This is a genomic window from bacterium (assembly GCA_021372515.1).
In the GTDB taxonomy this organism is placed as follows: Bacteria; Gemmatimonadota; Glassbacteria; order GWA2-58-10; family GWA2-58-10; genus JAJFUG01.
The window spans coordinates 1-18,978 of sequence record JAJFUG010000196.1 but is presented as its reverse complement, the minus strand read 5'-3'; the positions used below and the strand labels follow the sequence as shown (position 1 = coordinate 18,978).

The window sequence follows — 18,978 nt, the reverse complement described above, 5'->3', positions numbered from 1 at the left end:
TGCCCGTGGCCCTGACAGAGTAAGTATTTTCTTGATTGACCCGCCCGGCGGTGTTAGACTTTCCCTGCCACGCTAAGAGAGTTTTTCCACCTACTCACAATAATGCCACCCGGAGCAAACTTGGGCCGGATACTGTGTGCCGTTCTGCTGACTCTGGCGCTCACGGCCGTGGTGTGCCCGGCCCAGGAGACAGCCGCCGGCCCGCTCGGCAGCCGTAGCTCCGACTACCGGACTCTGCTGAAAAACCTTGTCGACAAGGACATTACAGTCCTGACTCTGGATGGGCAGGCGGTCCGCGGGCGGGTGGCGCGGATGGACAGTGTCAGCCTCTTTATCGGCAGCGCAGAGGATAACAGGCGCATCCCATTCAACCAGATCAAAAAGATAAACTGGCCCGGAGCCGGAGAGAGCCAGGGGGCGCAAGCCGGGAACCTAGTCCTTATTATCGCAGCTGCGCTTCTTGGTACAGCGTTGTTTTTGCGGATAGCGACATAATAGTAAATCAACCAGACAAGACGTCTATGACCGCACACAGATATAAACAGACTGTCTTTTGTATCATTCTGCTGATCTCAGGGTTGTGTCCGCCGCCTTGTCTTCTTCGGGCTGAAAGCGCCGGGACCGATGCAGCCGCAGAAGCCGGTGCGCTAAAGCCGGACAGCCTTTATCTCCAATTGCTGCACGCCCTGGAGGGAAAAAAACTAAAAGTCCGGCTGAAGGATGGCGGGTTGCATAGCGGTGTTTACACTGAAACGGATAGCGGGCTTGTGCTTTCAGAGACTTATTTCAAGAATGGCCTGACAAAAAAAACAAAACGGGCTGATTTTATCCCGTGGCGGCAGGTTGCATCCATAGAACTCTACCACCACGACACCCCGTGGCCCTGGATTTATTTCGGCGCGGTTGTGGGTGCGGCACTGTTGATAGTCAGGCTTTGCATACCAACGAGTTAAGAACAACAAGGCTTTTAGAAAAGATGCGCTATGGCGATGATCCGCGGCGGTGTCATTCTGTCTTTCATGCTCGTTCTGGTCCCGCTCCCGGCCCCGGGTCTGCTGGCCGCCCCGCCTTGGCTGGGCGGCCGGCCCGACAGCACGCAGATCGAGCGGCTGCGCGCGCTCGGGAATAAGCCTATCGAAATCCGCCTGCTGGATGGGACCAGGCTGCAGGGCCGGGCCACGGCCACAGACAGCGGCCTGGTGCTGGAAGACCAATACTGGCAGAACGCGAGCCAGCGCATGGACACGACGTATTTCTTCTTCTGGAGCGAGATCGGCAGCCTCCGGCCGCTGAAAAAATCCTCGCGCTGGCCGGCCGTCCTGCTGGCCGCCGCTTTCGCGGTCACTTTTTGTCTCATCTGGGTCCCGAAATGGACCGATTGACGCCGTGTCGACGGTCAAGCCGCTCCGACTGAAAGGGCAGAGGTGCCATGCGGTTTACGGTAGCCGTTCTCGCCGTGCTGGCTCTGAGCTGGGCCGCGGCCCCGGGCCCGGGCCTTCTGGCCGCCCCGCCCTGGCTGGGCGGACGGCCGGACAGCACGCAGATCGAGCGGCTGCGCCCGCTCAGGGATGAACGTGTCGCGGTGCGCCTGGTGGACGGGACCGAGCTGCACGGCCGGGCCACGGCCACAGACAGCGGATTGGTGCTGCGTGTCAAAAATGACGAAAACAGCCTGACTCCCAACACGTACGACCAGAACGTTTTCCTTCCCTGGAGTAAAATCGAGCGGCTCGATTTTGATCGGGGAGGGATTCGTTATCCCGGGGTTTTATTCTTCGGGGCGCTCTTTTTCGGCCTTGTGTTACTCGGTTGCTTTATGCCCAAGACCTGAAGATACGAACCAATATTCCGAAAAGGCCCTTATATGTTACGCTTGCTTGTAATAATGGTGTTGCTGGCTTCCCCGCTCCTGGCCCAGGAGAGTACCGCGCCCGCTGTGCCCTCGTTCTTCGGCGAGCGGCCGGACAGCGCCTATCTCACCCTGCTGCGCTCGCTCAAGCACAACCGTTTCGAGGTGCACCTGGTGGACGGGACCGAGTTCAAGGGCCGGGCCACGGTCACCGACAGCGGCATGGCGCTCGATAACTACGTCTGGCACGGCGGGCACATCGAGGAGAGCAACCGTCTGTTCGCTCCCTGGCGGGATATTCAGAGCATCCGGGCGCTCAAGAAAGAATCGAGCTGGCCGGGCGCCGCCATCGCCGGGGCGATGGGATTCCTTATACTCGTAATCTATCTGGGGGCCCGGGCGGCATGAACAGACTTTTGGGCTTGATCGTGTTTCTGGCGGGCGTCGCGATCTGCGCCCTGCCGGGACAGCTCCGCGCCGAGGAGGACACGCCCCGGGCGCTGAGCCCGGATGATCTGCGCTGCCAGATGCTGCTGCAGGACTATCTGGGAAAGACTGTCCAGGTGACAGGGCAGGACGGCAAGAAAGTCAAGGGCTTGCTGGTCTCGGTCGACAGGCAGAATCTGACCCTCAAAGTCAAGTCGGCAATGCGCGTGATTCCGGTACCCGGGATACGCAAGATCGAATTGCTGCGCTCGGTTTCGGATGAAATCACCAAAGGCGTGGGCGGCGCGATCATGGGGATAGGGATCATTGTGGGCGGGTTGTTTATGATTTACTGGCTCGTCGGGAGCAGTTGACCCGTTAATCGATCGAGCGCTATCACCCCTCCTACCGCGCCCGCCCGCACTTGGGGCAGCTCTTGAGCCAGCCGAAATAGCGCTGCCCGCAGCGCCCGCAGGTATGGAACGTGCGCGCCGAAACCCGGCGCAGACGGTCGAGAAGCTCGCGCGGCCCCCGCACGAACAGCAGCATCGCCACGCTCACCGCAAAGAATATCGCCCCCAGGTTGAGCAGGTCGCCCAGCTTGTCCGCCCCCTCCTCGTACAGGTAGGCCAGACCCAGAAGGACAATCACGCCTAACAGAAAGCGCTGGCGGCCCCGGTCGCTCAGCCGCCTCCAGCCCCAGACCAGCGGGAACAGCAGCAGCCCCAGCACCTTGATCACCAGTTCCACCGCGGCCAGCAGGCCCAGCGGAAGGCCGTCAGTGAACAGCCAGCGCGCCCGGCTGGCGAGCCAGGCCCGCAGAAGGCGGCCCCGACCCACGGGCAGCGGGTTGCCGCACTTGCCGCAACGCACGCGCAGCCGCTTGCCGGCCGGAAGGCGCAGCCGGTTGGGCACTCCGCAGGACGGGCAGCGCATCTGCAACCTGATCTGGCTCATCGCACTCAGTTTTCTCGGGGTTTCTTTTCGGGGAGCGGCGGCAGCGGGGCGCCGTCGTACGGGCAGAATTTCCAGTCTTTCTGCATTGGGTGCAGGCAACTCGTGCAGCGGTTGATCCGGCCGGCGTAGCGCTCCAGGATGGTCTGGACCCGCTTGCTGAAATAAGCCGGGATGAGCGGCTTGGCGATGTAGTCCACCAAGCCCAGGCTGGCGGCCTGGCTTTGGCCCTGCTCATCCGTGGCGGAACCCAGTATCACGATCGGGATGTACCGCGTGGCCTCGTCGCCGATCAGACGGCGGCAGACCTCGAACCCGTCGCGACGGCCCAGGCGCTGGTCCACCAGGATCAGGTCCGGGTCCTCGCGCGCGGCCAGGCGCAGCCCCTCTCCGCCGGTCACCGCGCCGATCACCCGGCAGACGGAGTTGAGGATGAACTCGCAAAGGTTGATCTCCTCGCGGCTGTCATCGATGATCAACACTGTCGGTCTGGCCAAAGCCCATCCCCTGGTCGTCAGGCCCCGCGCCCGGGGCGGGCTGCCTCAGTGCTCCCGGGTGAACAGTTTCAGCAGAGCGTAGATGAAGAATACAGCCGCACAGAACGTGTACACGAGAAACGGCGTGCGCGCAGCCCAGCCCGCGGCAAAATCGGTGTTGCGCTGGACCTCGACAAACCCCCGGCCCAGCACGATCCCCAGGATCAGCAGGGACAGCACGTTGAACCGCTTGAGCAGCGCGAACACCACGAGCAACACCTCAAATACGGAGATGTGGTACCCGCTCCAGTCCACGCTGCGCACGAACTGCAAGAAACTCTGGACCACCGGCGGCTCCTTGCCTGGATTGTCAAAAAACCGCGGGGGTTGAGACTGTTTAAATATAGACCAGCCCGGCTGAAGGGTCAATAGAGCCTCTCCGGCGCTGGTGGAGCGCGGCTTGGGGCGGGATTTGACCCGCCGGACGCGGGGCCCTATTATAAAGAGTGATCCTTGCGAACGATACGCGCGGGCCGGGGCGGCCGAAGCCCCCCGACTGTGTTGAAAGCTTATATCCGGAAGGAGATGGGTTATGGACGCACCGCTTTCCGCGCGCCGCTGCAGCGCCTGCCGTGGAGACACCCCGGTGCTGAGCGAGGCCGCCGCGCGTGAGCTGGCCGCGCAGACGCCCGGCTGGGAGTTGGAATCGAACCTGAGGCTGCGGCGGCAGTACCGTTTCAAGACTTTCGCCGCTGCCTGGGCCTGGGTGGACCGGGTGGCGGCCCTGGCCGAGTCCGAGGGCCACCACCCCGACCTGAGCTGGAGCTACAACCGGGTGACAGTGGAACTGAGCACCCACGCCGTCGGAGGGCTGAGCGAGAACGATTTCATCCTGGCGGCCAAAATCGACGCGCTGGAGTGAGACCGGCTCCGCAGCAAGACAAAAACGGGGCGCTCCGCGTGGAGCGCCCCGTTGCATGAGACTTGATTATAAGCCGCAGTGAATCCTTCAAGCCGTGGCCTGGTCCTCGCCGAACCAGCGCCTTCTGAGCCGGAGCGAAACATTTACCAGGCCGATCAGCGCCGGCACCTCCACCAGGGGCCCTATCACCGCGGCGAACGCCGCGCCGGAGTCGATGCCGAACACAGCCACGGCCACGGCGATGGCCAGCTCGAAATTATTGCTCGCCGCGGTGAAACTGAGCGTGGCGCTCCGGCTGTAGCCTGCCCCGGCCCTGCGGCCGAGCCAGAAACTGACCAGGAACATAAGCACGAAATAGACCAGCAAAGGCGCCGCGATCCGCAGCACATCCAGCGGGAGGCTCACGATGAGCTTCCCCTTGAGGCTGAACATCACCACGATGGTGAACAGAAGGGCGGCCAGGGTGAGCGGGCTGATCCGGGGAATGAACTCGCGCTCGTACCACGGGCGTCCCTTGATCCGGATAAGGAGCACCCGGGTCAGCACCCCGGCGATGAACGGCAGGCCCAGGTAGATGAACACGCTCCTGGCGATCTGGCCAATCGTGACATCCACCACGCTTCCCGCCAGGCCAAAATACGGCGGCAGGACAGTGATGAAAAACCAGGCGTAGAGGCTGTAGAACAGCACCTGGAACAGGCTGTTGAACGCCACCAGGCCGGCGCAGTATTCCGTGTCTCCGCCAGCCAGCTCGTTCCAGACTATAACCATGGCGATACAGCGGGCCAGCCCGATCAGGATCAGACCGGTCATGTATTCCGGACGGCCATGCAGGAAAACGACCGCCAGGGCGAACATCAGCACCGGGCCGATCAGCCAGTTCTGCACGAGCGACAGCCCCAGCACCCGACCGTTGCGGAACACATCCCCCAGTTCCTCGTAGCGCACCTTGGCCAGCGGCGGATACATCATCAGGATAAGCCCCACGGCGATGGGCAGGTTGGTTGTCCCGGCCTGCATCGCGCCCACGGAGGCGGTCAGTGAGGGCCAGAGGACCCCCAGGCCGATCCCAGCCAGCATGGCCAGAAAGATCCAGAGCGTCAGGTAGCGGTCGAGAAACGACAGCCGGCCGGCGGGACCGGGACAGCCGGCTCTGGCTTCATCACTCATTTGTCTTCTCCTGCAGCGATCAGGACAGTTTGACCGCGCTCACATCCAGGCTGGTCACGTAATCCGACAACTTCGCGCCGGAGGGCAGCTTGCGGATGATATCCGCGTAGAACGGGTCATCCCAGGGAGTCTGGTCCACATACTTGGTCTTGGGAGTGAGGAGGATATCGGTCAGCCCGGCCGCCTGGGCCATGCGGCGCGTCTCATCGACTGTCACCGCGCCGGCGATACAGCCGGTCAGGGCGCGCACGCTGGACAGGACCGCCTCGGGCAGGGGCTTGAGCAGGGCCAGGTCGCTCACCGCCACCCGCCCTCCCGGGCGGAGCACGCGGGCGATCTCGCGCCAGACCTGCGGCTTGTCCGGCGACAGGTTGATCACGCAGTTGGAGATGACCACATCCACCGAGCTGTCGGCCACGGGCAGGTGCTCGATCTCGCCCAGGCGGAACTCCACGTTGTCCAGGCCGCTTTGCGCGTGGAAAGCGGCGCTGTTGCCGCGGGCGCGCTCGAGCATGGCGGCGGTCATGTCCACCCCGATCGCGCGGCCGGCAGCGCCGACGCGACTCGCCGCGATGAAAACATCGAACCCGCCGCCCGAGCCCAGGTCGAGCACCACCTCGCCGGGACGCAGCGAGGCGATGGCCGTGGGGTTGCCGCAGGACAGCCCCAGGTTGGCCCCCTCGGGCAGGTTGGACAATTCGGTATCGCTGTAGCCTATGGCGCGGGCGATCGAGTCGTTGTCCCTCTCTTCGGTTCCGCAGCAGCCGCCTCTCTGGCCTGCTCCGGCCTCGGCGATTTGGCCGTAGTGCTCCCGCACCTGAGTTCTCACATTCTGTTCGCGGTTCGAGCCGCAGCATCCGGACATTCTCGTTCTCCTTTTCCATGTGTTCCGTTTTCAGTTGCCCAGGCTTTCGGGCAAAGTCAGCACGAATTCCCGTATTTCATCCCGCACGCGTCGGTAGCAGTCCAGGGCCGCCTCGCGGCTTGCGGCCTCGCGGGCCAGCCGCGGCGGATCGTCGAAACTGCGGTGCAGCGTGCGCACCCGGGCCGGAAACACGGGGCAGCTCTCGCGGGCGTTGTCGCAGACCGTGACCACGTAGTCGAAATCCACGGGCGGAAGTTCATCCACGGTCTTGGAACGCTGGCCCGCGATGTCCACCCCGGCCTCGCGCATCACGGCCACGGCGTCCGGGTTGAGTCCGTGGCGCTCGACCCCGGCCGAGTAAGCCTCAATCGAATCACCCTTCAAGGCCCGGGCCCAGCCCTCGGCCATCTGGCTGCGGCAGGAGTTCCCCGTGCAGAGGAACAGCAGCCTGAGTTTCCTTGATGTTGCCCCACCCGGGCTGCAGCAGGAGACAGTGAGCCGCCCCCGGTCGGCCCGGGCGGCCTCGCTGTCCGCAAGACTGCCGGTCAGCAGGCGGCGCAGGTCCTCACCCAACGCTCCGGCGGGCGGAGTGAAACTGTAGTGCATCCAGGTGCCCTCGCGCCGGGCGGAGACCAGGCCGGCGGCCCGCAGCACGGACAGATGGCGGGAAATCTTGAAATCGGGCGCTTCCAGGGCCGCCGCGATGTGGCAGACACAGGTCTCACCCCGCCCGGCCAGGATCACCGCGATACGCAGGCGGGTCGGGTCGCCCAGGGCGCGGAACACAGCCGCCGCCTTTTCCATCCAACCTCCTGTTTTATTTGTTTATCTGTGCATATACACAGATAACACTAACAAAAAAAACACCCCTGTCAAGGAAATGTCCTCAGGCCGCATAGATGAGCCAGACCCCTCCGAGGATCACCAGCGCGCCGCAGGCCCGTCGCAGCCAGAGCGCCCCGCCGGAGCGCTCGTTCCAGTCCAGGTATTTCTGGAGCGCCCCGGTGAAAGTGCCGGCCAGGACGATCACCGTGCAGTGCCCGGCGCCGTAGGCAGCCAGAAGGGACACTCCGCGCAGCAAATCACCAGAGGCACTGTGGAACGCCACGCCCAGCACCGGGGCCATGAAAGCGAAGGTGCAGGGCCCCAGGGCCAGGCCGAAGACCGCGCCCATGAGGAACGCCGCCAGCGGACCTTTCCGCCTGATCCAGACCTGAGACGGCCCGGAGAGCGGAAGCTCGAACACGTCCAGCAGATACAGGCCGGCCAGCAGGAACAGCCCGGCCACGGCATAGCCGCCCACCGGCCCCAAGTTGCCCAGCATCCGTCCCCCGGCGGCGGTCAGGAGGCCGATCAGGGCGATCGTGACCAGGATTCCGAGTGCGAAGAGCGAGGAGATGAAAAAAGCGCGCACCGTGGAAATCCGTCCCTGGCTGTCGATGAACCCCACGATCAGCGGGATGCTCGCCAGGTGGCAGGGGCTGAGCACCACGCTCAACGCACCCCACACGGCGGCGGCCGCCAGGGCAAGAGCTGGCGTGCTTTCCAGCGCATGCCCCAGGGTTGTGAACAGTTCCTGCATCCGCTCTCCAGCCGATCAATTGAAACTGTATCCCAGCTCCGCCCACTTGGCCAGGATGTCCGCCTTTGAAATAAAGCCCTCGTGCCGGAACAGCTCGCGGCCCTCGGGGTCAAAAAAGACCTGGGTCGGGATGACGCTGATCCCGTACTTTTCCCCGGCGCCCCTGTCCTTCCAGACATCGATGAACACCACATCGAGCCGTCCCCGGCACTCAGTGCGCAGTTCCTCCAGCACCGGGGCCATCATGCGGCAGGGGACGCACTTGTCCGCTCCCAGGTCGACCAGGCGGGGCAGGTCCCGGGCCACGGAGCCGCCCTCCGCGCCGGAGCGCTGCTTGAGGACCAGCGCCCCGGCCACGGCCAGGAGCACAACTGCGAGAATAATCGCCTTGGCGGTTTTGCTCATTTTCGCTCCTGTCAGGGTAAAGACAAGGTTCAGGCGCAGCAGGATTGAGGGGCGGCCAGCAGCCCGCAGGCGTGTGCGGCCATTTTCTCCACCACGGCCTCGTCCACCGGGGTTTTGCTTTTTTCCAGGCCCAGAGTGTCCAGCCGCATGGAAATGAATCCCTCGATGCCAGCTTTCTCCAAAACCTTGAACGCGCAGGCCTTGTCGCAGCCGTCAATGGCCAGGACCCGCTTCGCGCCGCGCGCTTTCTCCATTATCTCCTCAATCCCCGCTCCCACCGCGGCGATGCAGATCATGGAGGCGGCTTTGCGGGCCGCGACCGAGCGGGCGGCGCGGTCGGAAATCAGGCCGACATCGGCCGCGCCGGAACAGGCAAATACGATATTGTACTCAAGCTTACCGCACCCGCAACCTGGACGGGGCTTCATTTTTTCTCCTTGTCTGGACCTTCCGGCTCAGACTGCTCATGAAAGGTATTGTTTCATCTCATCCGGAGCGGGAACCTTGCCGACCACTTTCACCGTTCCGTCCACCACCAGCGCCGGAGTCATCATCACCCCGAACGCCAGGATATCGTTCACGTCCGTCACTTTTTCGAGTTCGCACTCAATCCCCAGTTCGGCGGCTGCACGCTCGGCGGCCTCGTAAAGCTGCCGGCACTTGGGGCAACCCGTGCCCAGGATTTGTATCTTTTTCATTTTTTTGTCTCCTTCAGGCGAAAAAAGCTCCGTACAACCAGCCGCTGAACGTAGCCAGCACGACTACCAGCGACACGAACACCACTGTTTTCCTGGTCCCCATGATGCTGCGCAGGACCAGCATGCTCGGAAGAGACAAAGCTGGTCCGGCCAGCAGAAGGGCCAGGGCCGGTCCCTGCCCCATGCCGCTGCCGAGCAGGCCCTGCAGGATCGGCACCTCGGTCAGGGTGGCGAAATACATGAACGCCCCGGCCACTGAGGCGACAAAGTTAGCGCCGAGAGAATTTCCCCCCAGCGATCCAGCGATCCAGGCCGAGGGGATGATCCCCTCCTGGCCCGGCCGCCCGAGCAGGAACCCGGCCACCAGCACTCCCGCGAAAAGGAGCGGGAGGATCTGACGGGCGAAAGACCAGCTTGCGCTCAGCCACTCGGCCGGCTCGCCCCGGCTGCGTCCGGCCGCCACGGCCAGCCCGAGAGTCCCGGCGCTGAACGCGACCGTGGGCGGCACCCCGGGCCAGAAAGACAGGACCAGAGCCGGCAGCCCGGCGACAACGGCCTGCCTGAGGCCGAGCCCGTACCAGGCGACCAGCGATGCGGCCAGCGCCAGGGCGGCCAGACCGGTCAGCCACCATTTGAGGCTGTAGACCGCATGCCAGAAACCGGCGTTCTCACCGCCCGCGCCCCAGTTGGCGAACACCAGCACCGCCACCATCGAACCGAAAAACACGGCGCTCCGCCAGAGCGGACGTACAGCCTCAGGCTCGGGCAGCACAGCCGCAGCCGCGGCCCGCCCGGCCTCCTCGCGCCTGAAAATGAAATGCATGGCCAGTCCGAGAATCAGGCTGAAACCCACCGCTCCAACCACCCGCGCGACACCGAGGCTCAGGCCCAGCACACGCGCGGTCAGGATCATCGCCAGGACATTTATCGCCGGGCCGGAGTACAGGAAAGCCGTCGCCGGCCCGAGCCCCGCGCCCATCTTGTAGATACCCGCAAAAAGAGGCAGCACCGTACAGGAGCAGACCGCCAGCACAGTGCCCGCAATCGAGGCGACACTGTAGGCCAGCGCCTTGTTCACATTCGGCCCCAGGTATTTCATCACCGAGTTCTGGCTGACAAACACCCCGATCGCCCCGGCGATGAAAAAGGCCGGGACCAGACAGAGCAGCACATGCTCGCGGGCGTACCAACGGGCCAGGGCCACGGATTCAGCCAGGGGGCCCCTGAGATGCAGACTCTCCAAGGGGAGCCAGTAAAGCCCCGCGAATACCGCCAGCATCCCGGCGATGGATTTCCATTGCCTTTTCCAGTCCATCCTCATCCATCCTCAGTCAAGCGTTCAGCGCGGCGGCCCGCTCGCGCACGGCTTTCTCAACGCAGGTGAAAAAGCCGGCCACGCATTTCATCTTGAGGCCGTAGAACACCTGCTGGCCCCGCTTGTCATCCTCTATTATCCCGGCCTCACGCAGAACGGCCAGGTGGCGGGAAACAGTCGAGATGTCGGCTCCGACCATCGCGGTCAGCTCGCAGACACAGCGTTCGCCGCGGGACAGTTCATCCACGATGAACAGGCGCGTGGGGTGGGCCAGGGCCTTGAAAACGGCAGCCCGCTGTTCAAAGCGTTTAATGTCGCATCCGCTCACAGGCGTCTCCTTGTTTGGTTATTTTGCAAAATAACCAAACACCAAACTCGGCGCAAGCTTTTTTTCAGCGCCGGTGACAGAGTGTGACTTTCATGTTTCCGGCCCTTGCCAATTCGCTCCGGCCGCAGCATTTTAAAGCATTCGCGGCCGCCGCGGCGCCGGGCGGCGAACTTAAAGCATCTCAACAGGATGGAGAGGGAAATGAGCCAGGACACCGACAAGATAATCGAGATATTCGGACAGATAGACGCCGTGCCGCGCTGCAGCAAGCACGAGGAGAAAATCTCGCGCTGGCTGTGCGACTGGGCCGCCGCCCGCGGCCTGGAGCACCGCGCCGACAGCCTGGGCAACGTGGTCATGGTCCTGCCTGCCGGGGAGGGGTTCGAGAGCGCTCCCACGGTGGTGATTCAGGGCCACATGGACATGGTCTGCGAAAAGACCCCCGACTCGCCGCACGATTTCTCGCGCGACCCGATCCGGGTGATCCGCGAAGGCGACTGGCTGCACGCCGACCGCACCACCCTGGGAGCGGACAACGGTATCGCTATCGCCATGGCCCTGGCCCTGCACGAGACCGGTAAACAAGAGCACCCGCGCCTGGAGCTGCTGTTCACGGTGGACGAAGAGCAGGGGCTGACCGGCGCTAACCGTCTGGAGCCGGGGTTTGTGAGCGGACGGACCGTGCTCAACCTGGACAGCGAGGACGAGGGCGTGTTCACCGTGGGCTGCGCCGGCGGCCAGGAGACCGCGATCCGCCTGCCGCTGGAGCTGGGGGCAGTCGAGCCGGGCAGCCTGGCGCTGAACCTTACCGTGGGCGGCCTGCGCGGCGGGCACTCGGGCGTGGACATCCACAAGCAGCGCGCCTCGGCCAACAAGCTGCTGGCCCGGCTTCTGGACGCCCTGGCCGCGGAGCTGCCGCTGCGCCTGACCGCGCTCAAGGGCGGCAGCGCCCACAACGCGATCCCGCGGGATGCCTCCGCGACCGTGGCCCTCCCGAAAGCCGGACTGGAAAATGCGGTTAAACTCGCCGCCGCGTTCGAGAAGACAGCGCGCGCCGAGTACGCCGCCGTGGAGAATACGGTGGAGATCAAGGCTGCCGGGGCCGGCCCGGCCACCGGGCAGGCGGTCACAGTCGCCGGCACCCGCCGAGCTGTGGACCTCCTTCTGGCCCTGCCCCACGGGGTGGTCCGCATGAGTTCCGACATCCCGGGCCTGGTCGAGACCTCGACCAACATGGCCACGCTTAGAATCGAAAACGGCGCGCTGCACGTGCTGAACAGCCAGCGCAGCTCGGTCACCTCGCGCCTGGCCGCCCTGTGCACCAAAGTCGGGGCGATCTGCCGTCTGGCCGGGGCCGAGGTCACATTCGGCAGCGGCTACCCGGCCTGGCAGCCGGACATGCACAGCCCGCTGCTGGCTCGCTGCCAGCGGGTCTACCACGGGCTGTTCGGCCGGGAGGCCAAGGTCGAGGTGATCCACGCCGGCCTGGAGACCGCCGTGCTGGGGGCGCGTTACAGCGGCATGGACATGATCTCGCTCGGCCCGACCATCCAGAACCCGCACTGCCCTGAGGAACGGGTCAACGTGCCCTCGATCGACGAGGTCTGGAAATTCCTCCTGGCCATTCTCAAGTCGTTCCGGGGCTGAACGGGTCGCCTGTTTCCGGGGATATCATAATCTGTAGGGGCGGCCCCCTGTGGCCGTCCCTACGGTGAAAGCGTAAACGCTACAACCCCCTGTTTCCCCCTTTTTTAAGGGGGACTGGCCATCAGTCGTCCAAGCCACTGTAAGCCCGAAAAAAGGGCCGCAAAAATCCCCCTTAACAAAGGGGGTGTCCGCCGAAGGCGGGCGGGAGTTGTTGACAAAACACAGGCTTGAGTAGAACATCTATCCAATAAATCCATTTTCCGAACCAACTCTCGGGAGAACCCAATGCGAAAAGCCCTGTCCCTGGCCCTTGCCTGTGTTTGCTGCATGGCCCTGCCCCTGGCCGCGGGTTCGCCGGTGGACGCCCGCTGGATGAGCTTGCCGGACGGGGTCAGTGTCCCGGTGCCGCCCGCGGAGCACCCGCGCCTGTTCCTGCGAACGCGCGACCTGGAGGACCTTCGCCACCGGGTCGAGAACCCGGTGCTGAGGCCCTACTGGGAGAACCTCCAGCGTCTGGGTGAGCGCAACGCCGAGAACCGCATGATCGTGGACGCCCTGCGCTGCCTGCTTGCGCCCGATTCCGCCCTGGCCCGCCGCACCATCGCCGTGGCGCTCGACACCCTGGAACAGACCACCTGGAACATGGATATGGGGGAGCGCTCCATCGGACGGATGCTGCTGGCCGGGGCCGTGGTCTACGACTGGTGCTACCCCTGGCTGACCCGCGAGGACAAGGAGGAGCTGGTCGGCCATTTCATCCGTCTGGCCGGGCTGTTCGAGATCGGCTACCCGATCCGCCAGGAGGGCTCGCTCACCGGGCACCTGGCCGAGTGGATGGTCAACCGCGACCTGCTTTCAGCCGGGCTGGCGGTGTACGACGAGTACCCCGACATGTACCGCGAGGCCGCGGGCAAGATATTCCGCGACTTCATCCCGGCGCGCGACTGGTTCTACCCCGGCGGCGCCTACCACCAAGGCGCCCCCTACGGCGACACGCGTTTCGGCAGCGATCTCTACCCGCTCTGGATTTTCGACCGCCTGGGCGCGGGCAACGTGTTCAACCCGGCCCAGCAGTTCGTACCCTACCAGTGGATCTACATGCGCCGTCCGGACGGACGCCTGCTCACCGGCGGGGACGATTTCATCTGGACCCCCAAGCTGGCCGCGCTGCTCTGCGCCAGCTACTACAACGACGGTTACATCCTGGCCGACTACCTCAAGAGCCCCTGGCCCTTCGAGGTGCTCAAGCACGCCAACTACCCGATGGACCAGCTTTTCATCCTGCTCTGGCTCGACCCGCGGCTCAAGCCCTGGAGCCTCGCCGAGCTGCCGCTCAGCCGCTACTGCGGCCCGCCGTTCGGGTTCATGTACGCCCGCACCGGCTGGGAGGGCCAGCCGGTGATCTGCGAGATGAAAGTCAACGAGTACAATTTCCTGAACCACCAGCACCATGACGCAGGGGCGTTCCAGATTTACTACCGCGGGCCGCTGGCCGTGGACTCGGGGATCTACGAGGGGGATGACGGGGGCTACCTGGGGCCGCACAACGTCAACTACTACAAGCGCACCATCGCCCACAACAGCCTGCTGGTCTACGACCCGTCTGAAAAATGGATCACCTCGGGTTTCCGCAACGTGGAGAAAGTGAACGACGGCGGGCAGCGTTTCCCCAACCTCTGGCGCTCGGCCGGCACGCTGCAGGATTTCCTGGACCGTGACTACCGTACCGGCCAGGTGTTGGGGCACTGGTTCGGACCGAGTGCCCAGAGCCCGGATTTCAGCTACCTCAAGGGCGATATCACCGCGGCCTACAGCCCCAAGGTGCGCCAGGTGCGGCGCTCGTTCGTCTTTCTCAACCTTGGGGCGGTCGAGCGCGTGCCCGCGGCCCTGGTTGTGTTCGACCGGGTCACCGCCAGTGACAGCAGTTTCGCCAAGTACTGGCTTCTGCACGGGATGGAGGAGCCCAAGGTCGAGGGCGGCCGGGTGACTTTCGACCTGACCCAGCGCACCTGGAGCGGCCGTCTGTGCGACGACATCCTGCTGCCCGCAGCCGACGGACGCACGGTGGAAAAAGTCGGTGGGCCGGGCCATGAGTTCGAGGTGTTCGGCCGCAATTTCGCCAGCCAGCCCGAGAATAATACCGAGGAATACGAGATGGGCGCCTGGCGGGTGCAGGTCTCGCCGCAGCCCGGCCAGGCCACCGACCTTTTCCTCAACGTGCTCCAGGTTACCGACACCGGCAACAGCAACCTTCACAAACCGGAGCGGATCGAGGCCGGGCCGCTGGTAGGGGCAACTCTGGCCGGACGCGCGGTCCTGTTCAGCCGCGACAGCGAGCGTTTGGACGGCACGTTGCGCTTCAAACTGAGCGGCAGCGGCAAGGCCAACCTGAAAGTCCTGGTCGCCGACCTGGCCGCCGGCGCCTGGCAGGTGCGCCTGGACGGACGGGTGCTGATCCCGGTGGCCGTGGTGTGCGAGGAATCGGGAGTTCTCTGTTTCGAGGGTCCGGCCGGGAGCTACGAGTTGCGGCGGTAGCTGAGGTCTGAGCCATGCTTACCGCGGGGGCACGGCACGCCGTGCCCCTACAGCAAAAAGCCGGTCGGCCCGAATGAATGCCGTGGGCGTCCGGTGGCGCCAGCCGATGCAGGGGCGGACCCCGCGTCCACCCGGGCGCGCACGCGGGTGCGTCCCTTGTACTTGGTGTGCGCGACAGCTTGATGGTTGGAGCTGTAAAGCTGCGCTTTGTCCACCCGCGGCCCGACGGGCCGCTCGGGGGCCGTATGTTTGAGCCTTGCCTGGGGAGCGGAGCAATTGCCCTGCGCACACAGAAGCCATTCAAAGTGACATGGCAGGGCGGGCAATTCGCGGCAGCGCCGCCCTGCTCCGAAGGCAGCGTGAAAAATTCCCGTGCACACCGCTGGCATTAAGTCAGACAATGCCTGCGCGAGTTTACGGCCCCCCAATGGCTTCTGGTTCTCTTGGCCGTAACCAAGAGAACAATAATGTCTTTCGGGTATAGTGCTCCGGGCCCATTCATCAACCCAGGCCCGGCAACCGGATTAGTATCTTCTCAAGTCGTTTGGTGTAAAAACGGCAGCAAAGGAGGGAACGGCAATGCGAACCGTCCTCGGCAGTCTGATCTTTCTGGCCATGCTGCTGGTGTCTGTCACTCCGGCCGCAGCGCAGAACGCCGCCGCCGCGCCGCGCCAGGAGCTGCGCGGGGTGTACATGGAGCTGAGCCCGAACGAAAAATACGGCACATTCCCGCTGGTTCCCAACGGCATGTGGCGCGGCCTGTTCGCCAAGCTCAAGGCCCTGGGGGTGAACGCCGTGTTCCCCAACGTGGTGAGCGCGCGGGGGGCTTGTTATCCCTCGAAAGTGGTCCCCACCCTGCCGCCCGCGCAATGCCTGTTCAGCCCGGACCTTCTGGACGAGATCACGGACGCCGCCCACGCCGAGGGGATCGAGGTGCACGCCTGGACCATCGAGTGGTACCTGGCCCCGGACAGCACCGACCCGGAGCGCCTGGTGCACGGCCCGGACGGCAAAACGGTCAACAGCCTCTGCCCCTCCCAGGAGGTAAACCGCGAGCTGATGCGCCGCATGCTGACCGAGCTGGCCGACAAGTACCAGCTGGACGGCATCCTCTACGACTACATCCGTCTGCCGGAGGGCGACTACTGCTACTGCGGGCACTGCCGCGCCGCTTTCGAGAAAAGCCTGGGGCACAAGGTTGAGAGCTGGCCCAAAGATGTCCAGGCGGGCGGCCCCCTGGCTGCTCAGTACATGGACTACCTCTGCGGCACGGTCAGCTCGTTTGTCCAGGAGATGCGCCCGCTGCTCAAAAAAGCCCGCCCCGGCCTGGTCATATCGGCTGCGGTCTGGTGCAACGACCACAGCGACCGCAACGAGTCTGTCCGCCAGGACTGGGGACTCTGGGCGCGCGAGGGCTGGCTGGATTTCATCACCCCCATGAACTACGGCGGCAGCCCCTACAACGTGCAGCATTACGAGCAGTTCGCGCGCAACGAGGCCGCCCGGGTGGCGGGCAGGATACCGCTGGTGTTCAGCCAGGGGGCATTCCAGGACACACCCGCCGGCGAGGTGGCCCAGGTGCGGCTGGGGCGCGAGCTGGGCGGCTCCGGGGCGATCCTCTACACCCTCACCAAGAGTATCATGAGCGATATCCTGCCGGTCCTGCAACGCGAGGTCTGGTCCGAGCCGGCCGAGGCGCCGGCCTTCGGGCGGACAGGGCTGGAAATAAAGAAACGCTGAAAGCAACGGAGGAGCACGATGTACAACCTGTATCTGCTGGCCGCCCTTCAGTACAACAAGCTGAACCTGGACCGCAACACCGAGGGCCTCACCCAGGCCGAAAGCCTGGCCGCGCCGGGCACGGCGGGCGGCAACTGTATCAACTGGAACCTGGGGCATATCCTGGTCTACCGCGGCCGGATGCTCGAAGCACTGGGCGGTAAGCCGGTGCTGAACCAGGCCGAGGTGGAGCTCTACCAGCGCGGCTCGTCCGCGCTCGGCCCGGACTCGAAAGAGGCCCTGCCTGTGGAACGGCTGGTGAGCGGGATTAAACAGACCGGCGAGGAAATGCAAACACGTCTTCGGGAACTCGACCCGGCCCAGGTCGACCGGGTGCTCGACCCGTTCCCGATCGCCCGGCCGGTGGAGCTTCCCACCGTGGGGACTTTCCTCAGCATGATGCTGGTCCACGAGAGCTACCACGCAGGCCAGATCGGCCTGACACGCCGTCTGCAGGGCAAGTGAGAACTGATAATCCACATTGCACGGCTGCTGTCGGTGTAATCCATTAGATCACGGGAGGCCCCGCCATGCGTCGCAGAGATTTCGTCTCAATTTCCGGGGCCGCCGCGCTTGGCGCGGCCCTGACCGGTTGCAGCGGGTCCGGCGGCGGCGTGTCCGCCTCGCCGGTCGATACTCCGGAGGCGCGCCGCCGCTACCTGGAATCGCGTCTGGAGGAAATCTGCGACCTCGGCCCCCGTCCGATCGGCAGCCCGGCCATGCGCCAGGCGGCGGCCATCGTGGAGCGCGAGCTGCGCGACTGCCTGCCGGTGGTGGAGAAAGACCCGTTCGAGTTCGTGCGCTGGAAGCTCACCGGCGAGCCGGAACTTACCATCGCCGGCACGCGCGTGGAGGCTTTCCCAGGCCACGGCACCTCGGGCACCGGGCCGGAGGGCCTGCGCGGACGGCTGCGGCGCAGCGGAGTGGACAGCCTGCCGCCTTTTGCCCTGGTGGACAGCCGCAGCGGCCAGGTGGCCGCCTACCTGGCGCTCTCCCAGTACGGGCAGGCCGTGCCGCGGCCCTGGTACAGCTACGGCCTGGAGTTCGGCGGGGCGCCGGTGTTCAACCTGGGCCGCCAGGACTCCGCCCTGGCCGCCGAGGCGCTGGAAAAGGGCCTGCCGGTGTACCTCAAGGACGACGTGGAGTTCGAACGCGGCTCCGAGTGCCTCAACGTGGTGGGCCACCTTCCCGGCCGCAGCGGCCAGGAGATACTGTTCATCGCCCACCTGGACACGGTCTACAACACGCCCGGGGCCAACGACAACACGGCCTCGGTGGTCGCCATGCTGATGCTGGCCCAGGCCATGGCCAGGAAATCCCCGCTGGAGCGGGGGATCACGTTCCTGGCCACCACGGGCGAGGAGTACGGCAAGGCCGGGGCCGAGCATTACGCCCAGGTCCTGCGCCGCAGCGGCGGCTACAACAACATCCGGTTCCTGGTCAATGTCGACTCGGCCACCTGGGGCCCGGATTTCCAGATCTACACCTCCGACAGTGAACTCTGGCAACTGGTCCAGAAAATCGACCAGCAGCTCGAACTGCCCGGAACGCCGCGCCTGGCCGGGCCGGACGGGTTCGAGCTGGACGGCAGCCCGTTCCGGGAGACCGGGGCGCGGGCGCTGTATGTCAACAGCACGGGCTACGAGCTGACCCACCTCTGGCACCGTCCCGAGGACAAGCCCGAGACCGTGCCTGTCGACTGCGTGGAGAATTTCTTCCGCCTGATGCAGGAGTACCTGACCCGGATACAGAGCATCTGAGAGTAGCCCGTTCGATGCCAAATAGTTCGTTGTTTTATTGATTTTGTTCCGCTGTGAGTTTATACTGGAGGGCGATCACGGCACTGCCCACTGTCACCCGGAGCGCCCGCATGAGATGCCTGAGCGTACTTGTCCTGGTCCTGAGCGCCATATTGCATGGCTTGGCCGCAGCCGCGCCGGAGCCTGGCTCCGCCGCCCCGGCCGACACGTTCGATTACAGCCACCAGGAAAAGTACAACCCGCCGTTGCCCTCGGGCCTCGACACGC

General features: G+C 64.7%; 24 protein-coding genes and 1 pseudogene. 12 read left to right on the top strand and 13 right to left on the bottom strand.

Features of this window, described 5'->3' with window-relative positions:
• The first annotated feature begins 120 nt into the window (after positions 1 to 120).
• The 6 genes from LLH00_17675 to LLH00_17650 are packed head-to-tail and all read left to right on the top strand — an operon-like array spanning position 121 to position 2,649.
• A complete protein-coding gene (locus LLH00_17675) occupies positions 121 to 495 on the top strand; it encodes a hypothetical protein (protein MCE5273110.1) in 375 nt (124 codons plus the stop codon).
• 26 nt (positions 496 to 521) lie between these two features.
• Positions 522 to 953, top strand: a complete 432-nt coding sequence (locus LLH00_17670; GenBank protein ID MCE5273109.1) for a hypothetical protein — start codon at positions 522 to 524, stop codon at positions 951 to 953.
• Positions 954 to 983: 30 nt separating this feature from the next.
• Positions 984 to 1,382: a hypothetical protein gene (locus tag LLH00_17665; protein MCE5273108.1), complete on the top strand. Its 399-nt coding sequence runs from the start codon at positions 984 to 986 to the stop codon at positions 1,380 to 1,382.
• Positions 1,383 to 1,429: 47 nt separating this feature from the next.
• Entirely contained in the window at positions 1,430 to 1,831 is a 402-nt protein-coding gene (locus tag LLH00_17660) for a hypothetical protein (GenBank protein ID MCE5273107.1), read from the top strand.
• A gap of 33 nt (positions 1,832 to 1,864) precedes the next feature.
• Complete coding sequence (locus LLH00_17655; GenBank protein MCE5273106.1) at positions 1,865 to 2,257, top strand: hypothetical protein; 393 nt, start codon at positions 1,865 to 1,867, stop codon at positions 2,255 to 2,257.
• A complete protein-coding gene (locus LLH00_17650; GenBank protein ID MCE5273105.1) occupies positions 2,254 to 2,649 on the top strand; it encodes a hypothetical protein in 396 nt (131 codons plus the stop codon). The genes LLH00_17655 and LLH00_17650 overlap by 4 nt, the downstream gene beginning before the upstream one ends.
• 31 nt (positions 2,650 to 2,680) lie before the next feature.
• Here the strand turns inward: LLH00_17650 and LLH00_17645 are convergent, their stop codons facing one another.
• From LLH00_17645 to LLH00_17635, 3 genes are read right to left on the bottom strand one after another with little or no spacing between them, the layout of a single operon-like run.
• Positions 2,681 to 3,232, bottom strand: coding sequence for a hypothetical protein (locus LLH00_17645; protein MCE5273104.1), 552 nt, complete (start codon positions 3,230 to 3,232; stop codon positions 2,681 to 2,683).
• Between the two features lie 5 nt (positions 3,233 to 3,237).
• Positions 3,238 to 3,726 (bottom strand): response regulator, encoded by a 489-nt coding sequence (locus tag LLH00_17640; GenBank protein ID MCE5273103.1) that lies wholly within the window; start codon positions 3,724 to 3,726, stop codon positions 3,238 to 3,240.
• 45 nt (positions 3,727 to 3,771) lie between these two features.
• Positions 3,772 to 4,053, bottom strand: a complete 282-nt coding sequence (locus LLH00_17635; protein ID MCE5273102.1) for a hypothetical protein — start codon at positions 4,051 to 4,053, stop codon at positions 3,772 to 3,774.
• Positions 4,054 to 4,297: 244 nt separating this feature from the next.
• Between LLH00_17635 and LLH00_17630 the strand changes: the two genes are divergently transcribed.
• Positions 4,298 to 4,627, top strand: a complete 330-nt coding sequence (locus LLH00_17630) for a 4a-hydroxytetrahydrobiopterin dehydratase (GenBank protein MCE5273101.1) — start codon at positions 4,298 to 4,300, stop codon at positions 4,625 to 4,627.
• An 87-nt stretch (positions 4,628 to 4,714) separates the two neighbouring features.
• On the opposite strand, the gene arsB is transcribed toward LLH00_17630, so the two are convergent.
• The 10 genes and pseudogenes from arsB to LLH00_17580 all read right to left on the bottom strand — a co-directional run bounded on the left by arsB (position 4,715) and on the right by LLH00_17580 (position 10,990).
• Positions 4,715 to 5,797, bottom strand: a complete 1,083-nt coding sequence (gene arsB / locus LLH00_17625; protein MCE5273100.1) for an ACR3 family arsenite efflux transporter — start codon at positions 5,795 to 5,797, stop codon at positions 4,715 to 4,717.
• A 19-nt stretch (positions 5,798 to 5,816) separates the two neighbouring features.
• Positions 5,817 to 6,662, bottom strand: a complete 846-nt coding sequence (gene arsM / locus LLH00_17620) for an arsenite methyltransferase (GenBank protein ID MCE5273099.1) — start codon at positions 6,660 to 6,662, stop codon at positions 5,817 to 5,819.
• A gap of 30 nt (positions 6,663 to 6,692) precedes the next feature.
• A complete protein-coding gene (locus LLH00_17615) occupies positions 6,693 to 7,106 on the bottom strand; it encodes an arsenate reductase ArsC (protein ID MCE5273098.1) in 414 nt (137 codons plus the stop codon).
• Positions 7,107 to 7,244: 138 nt separating this feature from the next.
• Positions 7,245 to 7,466, bottom strand: a pseudogene (locus tag LLH00_17610) (metalloregulator ArsR/SmtB family transcription factor).
• 82 nt (positions 7,467 to 7,548) lie between these two features.
• A complete protein-coding gene (locus LLH00_17605) occupies positions 7,549 to 8,244 on the bottom strand; it encodes a cytochrome c biogenesis protein CcdA (GenBank protein MCE5273097.1) in 696 nt (231 codons plus the stop codon).
• A 15-nt stretch (positions 8,245 to 8,259) separates the two neighbouring features.
• A complete protein-coding gene (locus tag LLH00_17600) occupies positions 8,260 to 8,649 on the bottom strand; it encodes a thioredoxin family protein (protein ID MCE5273096.1) in 390 nt (129 codons plus the stop codon).
• 29 nt (positions 8,650 to 8,678) lie between these two features.
• Positions 8,679 to 9,077, bottom strand: coding sequence for a putative zinc-binding protein (locus tag LLH00_17595; protein MCE5273095.1), 399 nt, complete (start codon positions 9,075 to 9,077; stop codon positions 8,679 to 8,681).
• A gap of 36 nt (positions 9,078 to 9,113) precedes the next feature.
• Positions 9,114 to 9,347: a thioredoxin family protein gene (locus LLH00_17590; protein ID MCE5273094.1), complete on the bottom strand. Its 234-nt coding sequence runs from the start codon at positions 9,345 to 9,347 to the stop codon at positions 9,114 to 9,116.
• A 13-nt stretch (positions 9,348 to 9,360) separates the two neighbouring features.
• Entirely contained in the window at positions 9,361 to 10,662 is a 1,302-nt protein-coding gene (locus tag LLH00_17585; protein MCE5273093.1) for a permease, read from the bottom strand.
• 16 nt (positions 10,663 to 10,678) lie between these two features.
• Complete coding sequence (locus LLH00_17580) at positions 10,679 to 10,990, bottom strand: metalloregulator ArsR/SmtB family transcription factor (GenBank protein ID MCE5273092.1); 312 nt, start codon at positions 10,988 to 10,990, stop codon at positions 10,679 to 10,681.
• Positions 10,991 to 11,191: 201 nt separating this feature from the next.
• Between LLH00_17580 and LLH00_17575 the strand changes: the two genes are divergently transcribed.
• From LLH00_17575 to LLH00_17555, 5 genes are all read left to right on the top strand, one after another.
• Positions 11,192 to 12,637 carry an aminoacyl-histidine dipeptidase gene (locus LLH00_17575; protein MCE5273091.1) on the top strand — a complete coding sequence of 482 codons (1,446 nt, stop codon included), beginning with the start codon at positions 11,192 to 11,194 and terminating at the stop codon, positions 12,635 to 12,637.
• Between the two features lie 285 nt (positions 12,638 to 12,922).
• Positions 12,923 to 15,172, top strand: a complete 2,250-nt coding sequence (locus tag LLH00_17570) for a heparinase II/III family protein (GenBank protein MCE5273090.1) — start codon at positions 12,923 to 12,925, stop codon at positions 15,170 to 15,172.
• Between the two features lie 579 nt (positions 15,173 to 15,751).
• Positions 15,752 to 16,912 carry a family 10 glycosylhydrolase gene (locus LLH00_17565; protein MCE5273089.1) on the top strand — a complete coding sequence of 387 codons (1,161 nt, stop codon included), beginning with the start codon at positions 15,752 to 15,754 and terminating at the stop codon, positions 16,910 to 16,912.
• Positions 16,913 to 16,930: 18 nt separating this feature from the next.
• Complete coding sequence (locus tag LLH00_17560; protein ID MCE5273088.1) at positions 16,931 to 17,416, top strand: DinB family protein; 486 nt, start codon at positions 16,931 to 16,933, stop codon at positions 17,414 to 17,416.
• A 65-nt stretch (positions 17,417 to 17,481) separates the two neighbouring features.
• Complete coding sequence (locus LLH00_17555) at positions 17,482 to 18,711, top strand: M28 family metallopeptidase (protein ID MCE5273087.1); 1,230 nt, start codon at positions 17,482 to 17,484, stop codon at positions 18,709 to 18,711.
• Positions 18,712 to 18,978: the final 267 nt, after the last annotated feature.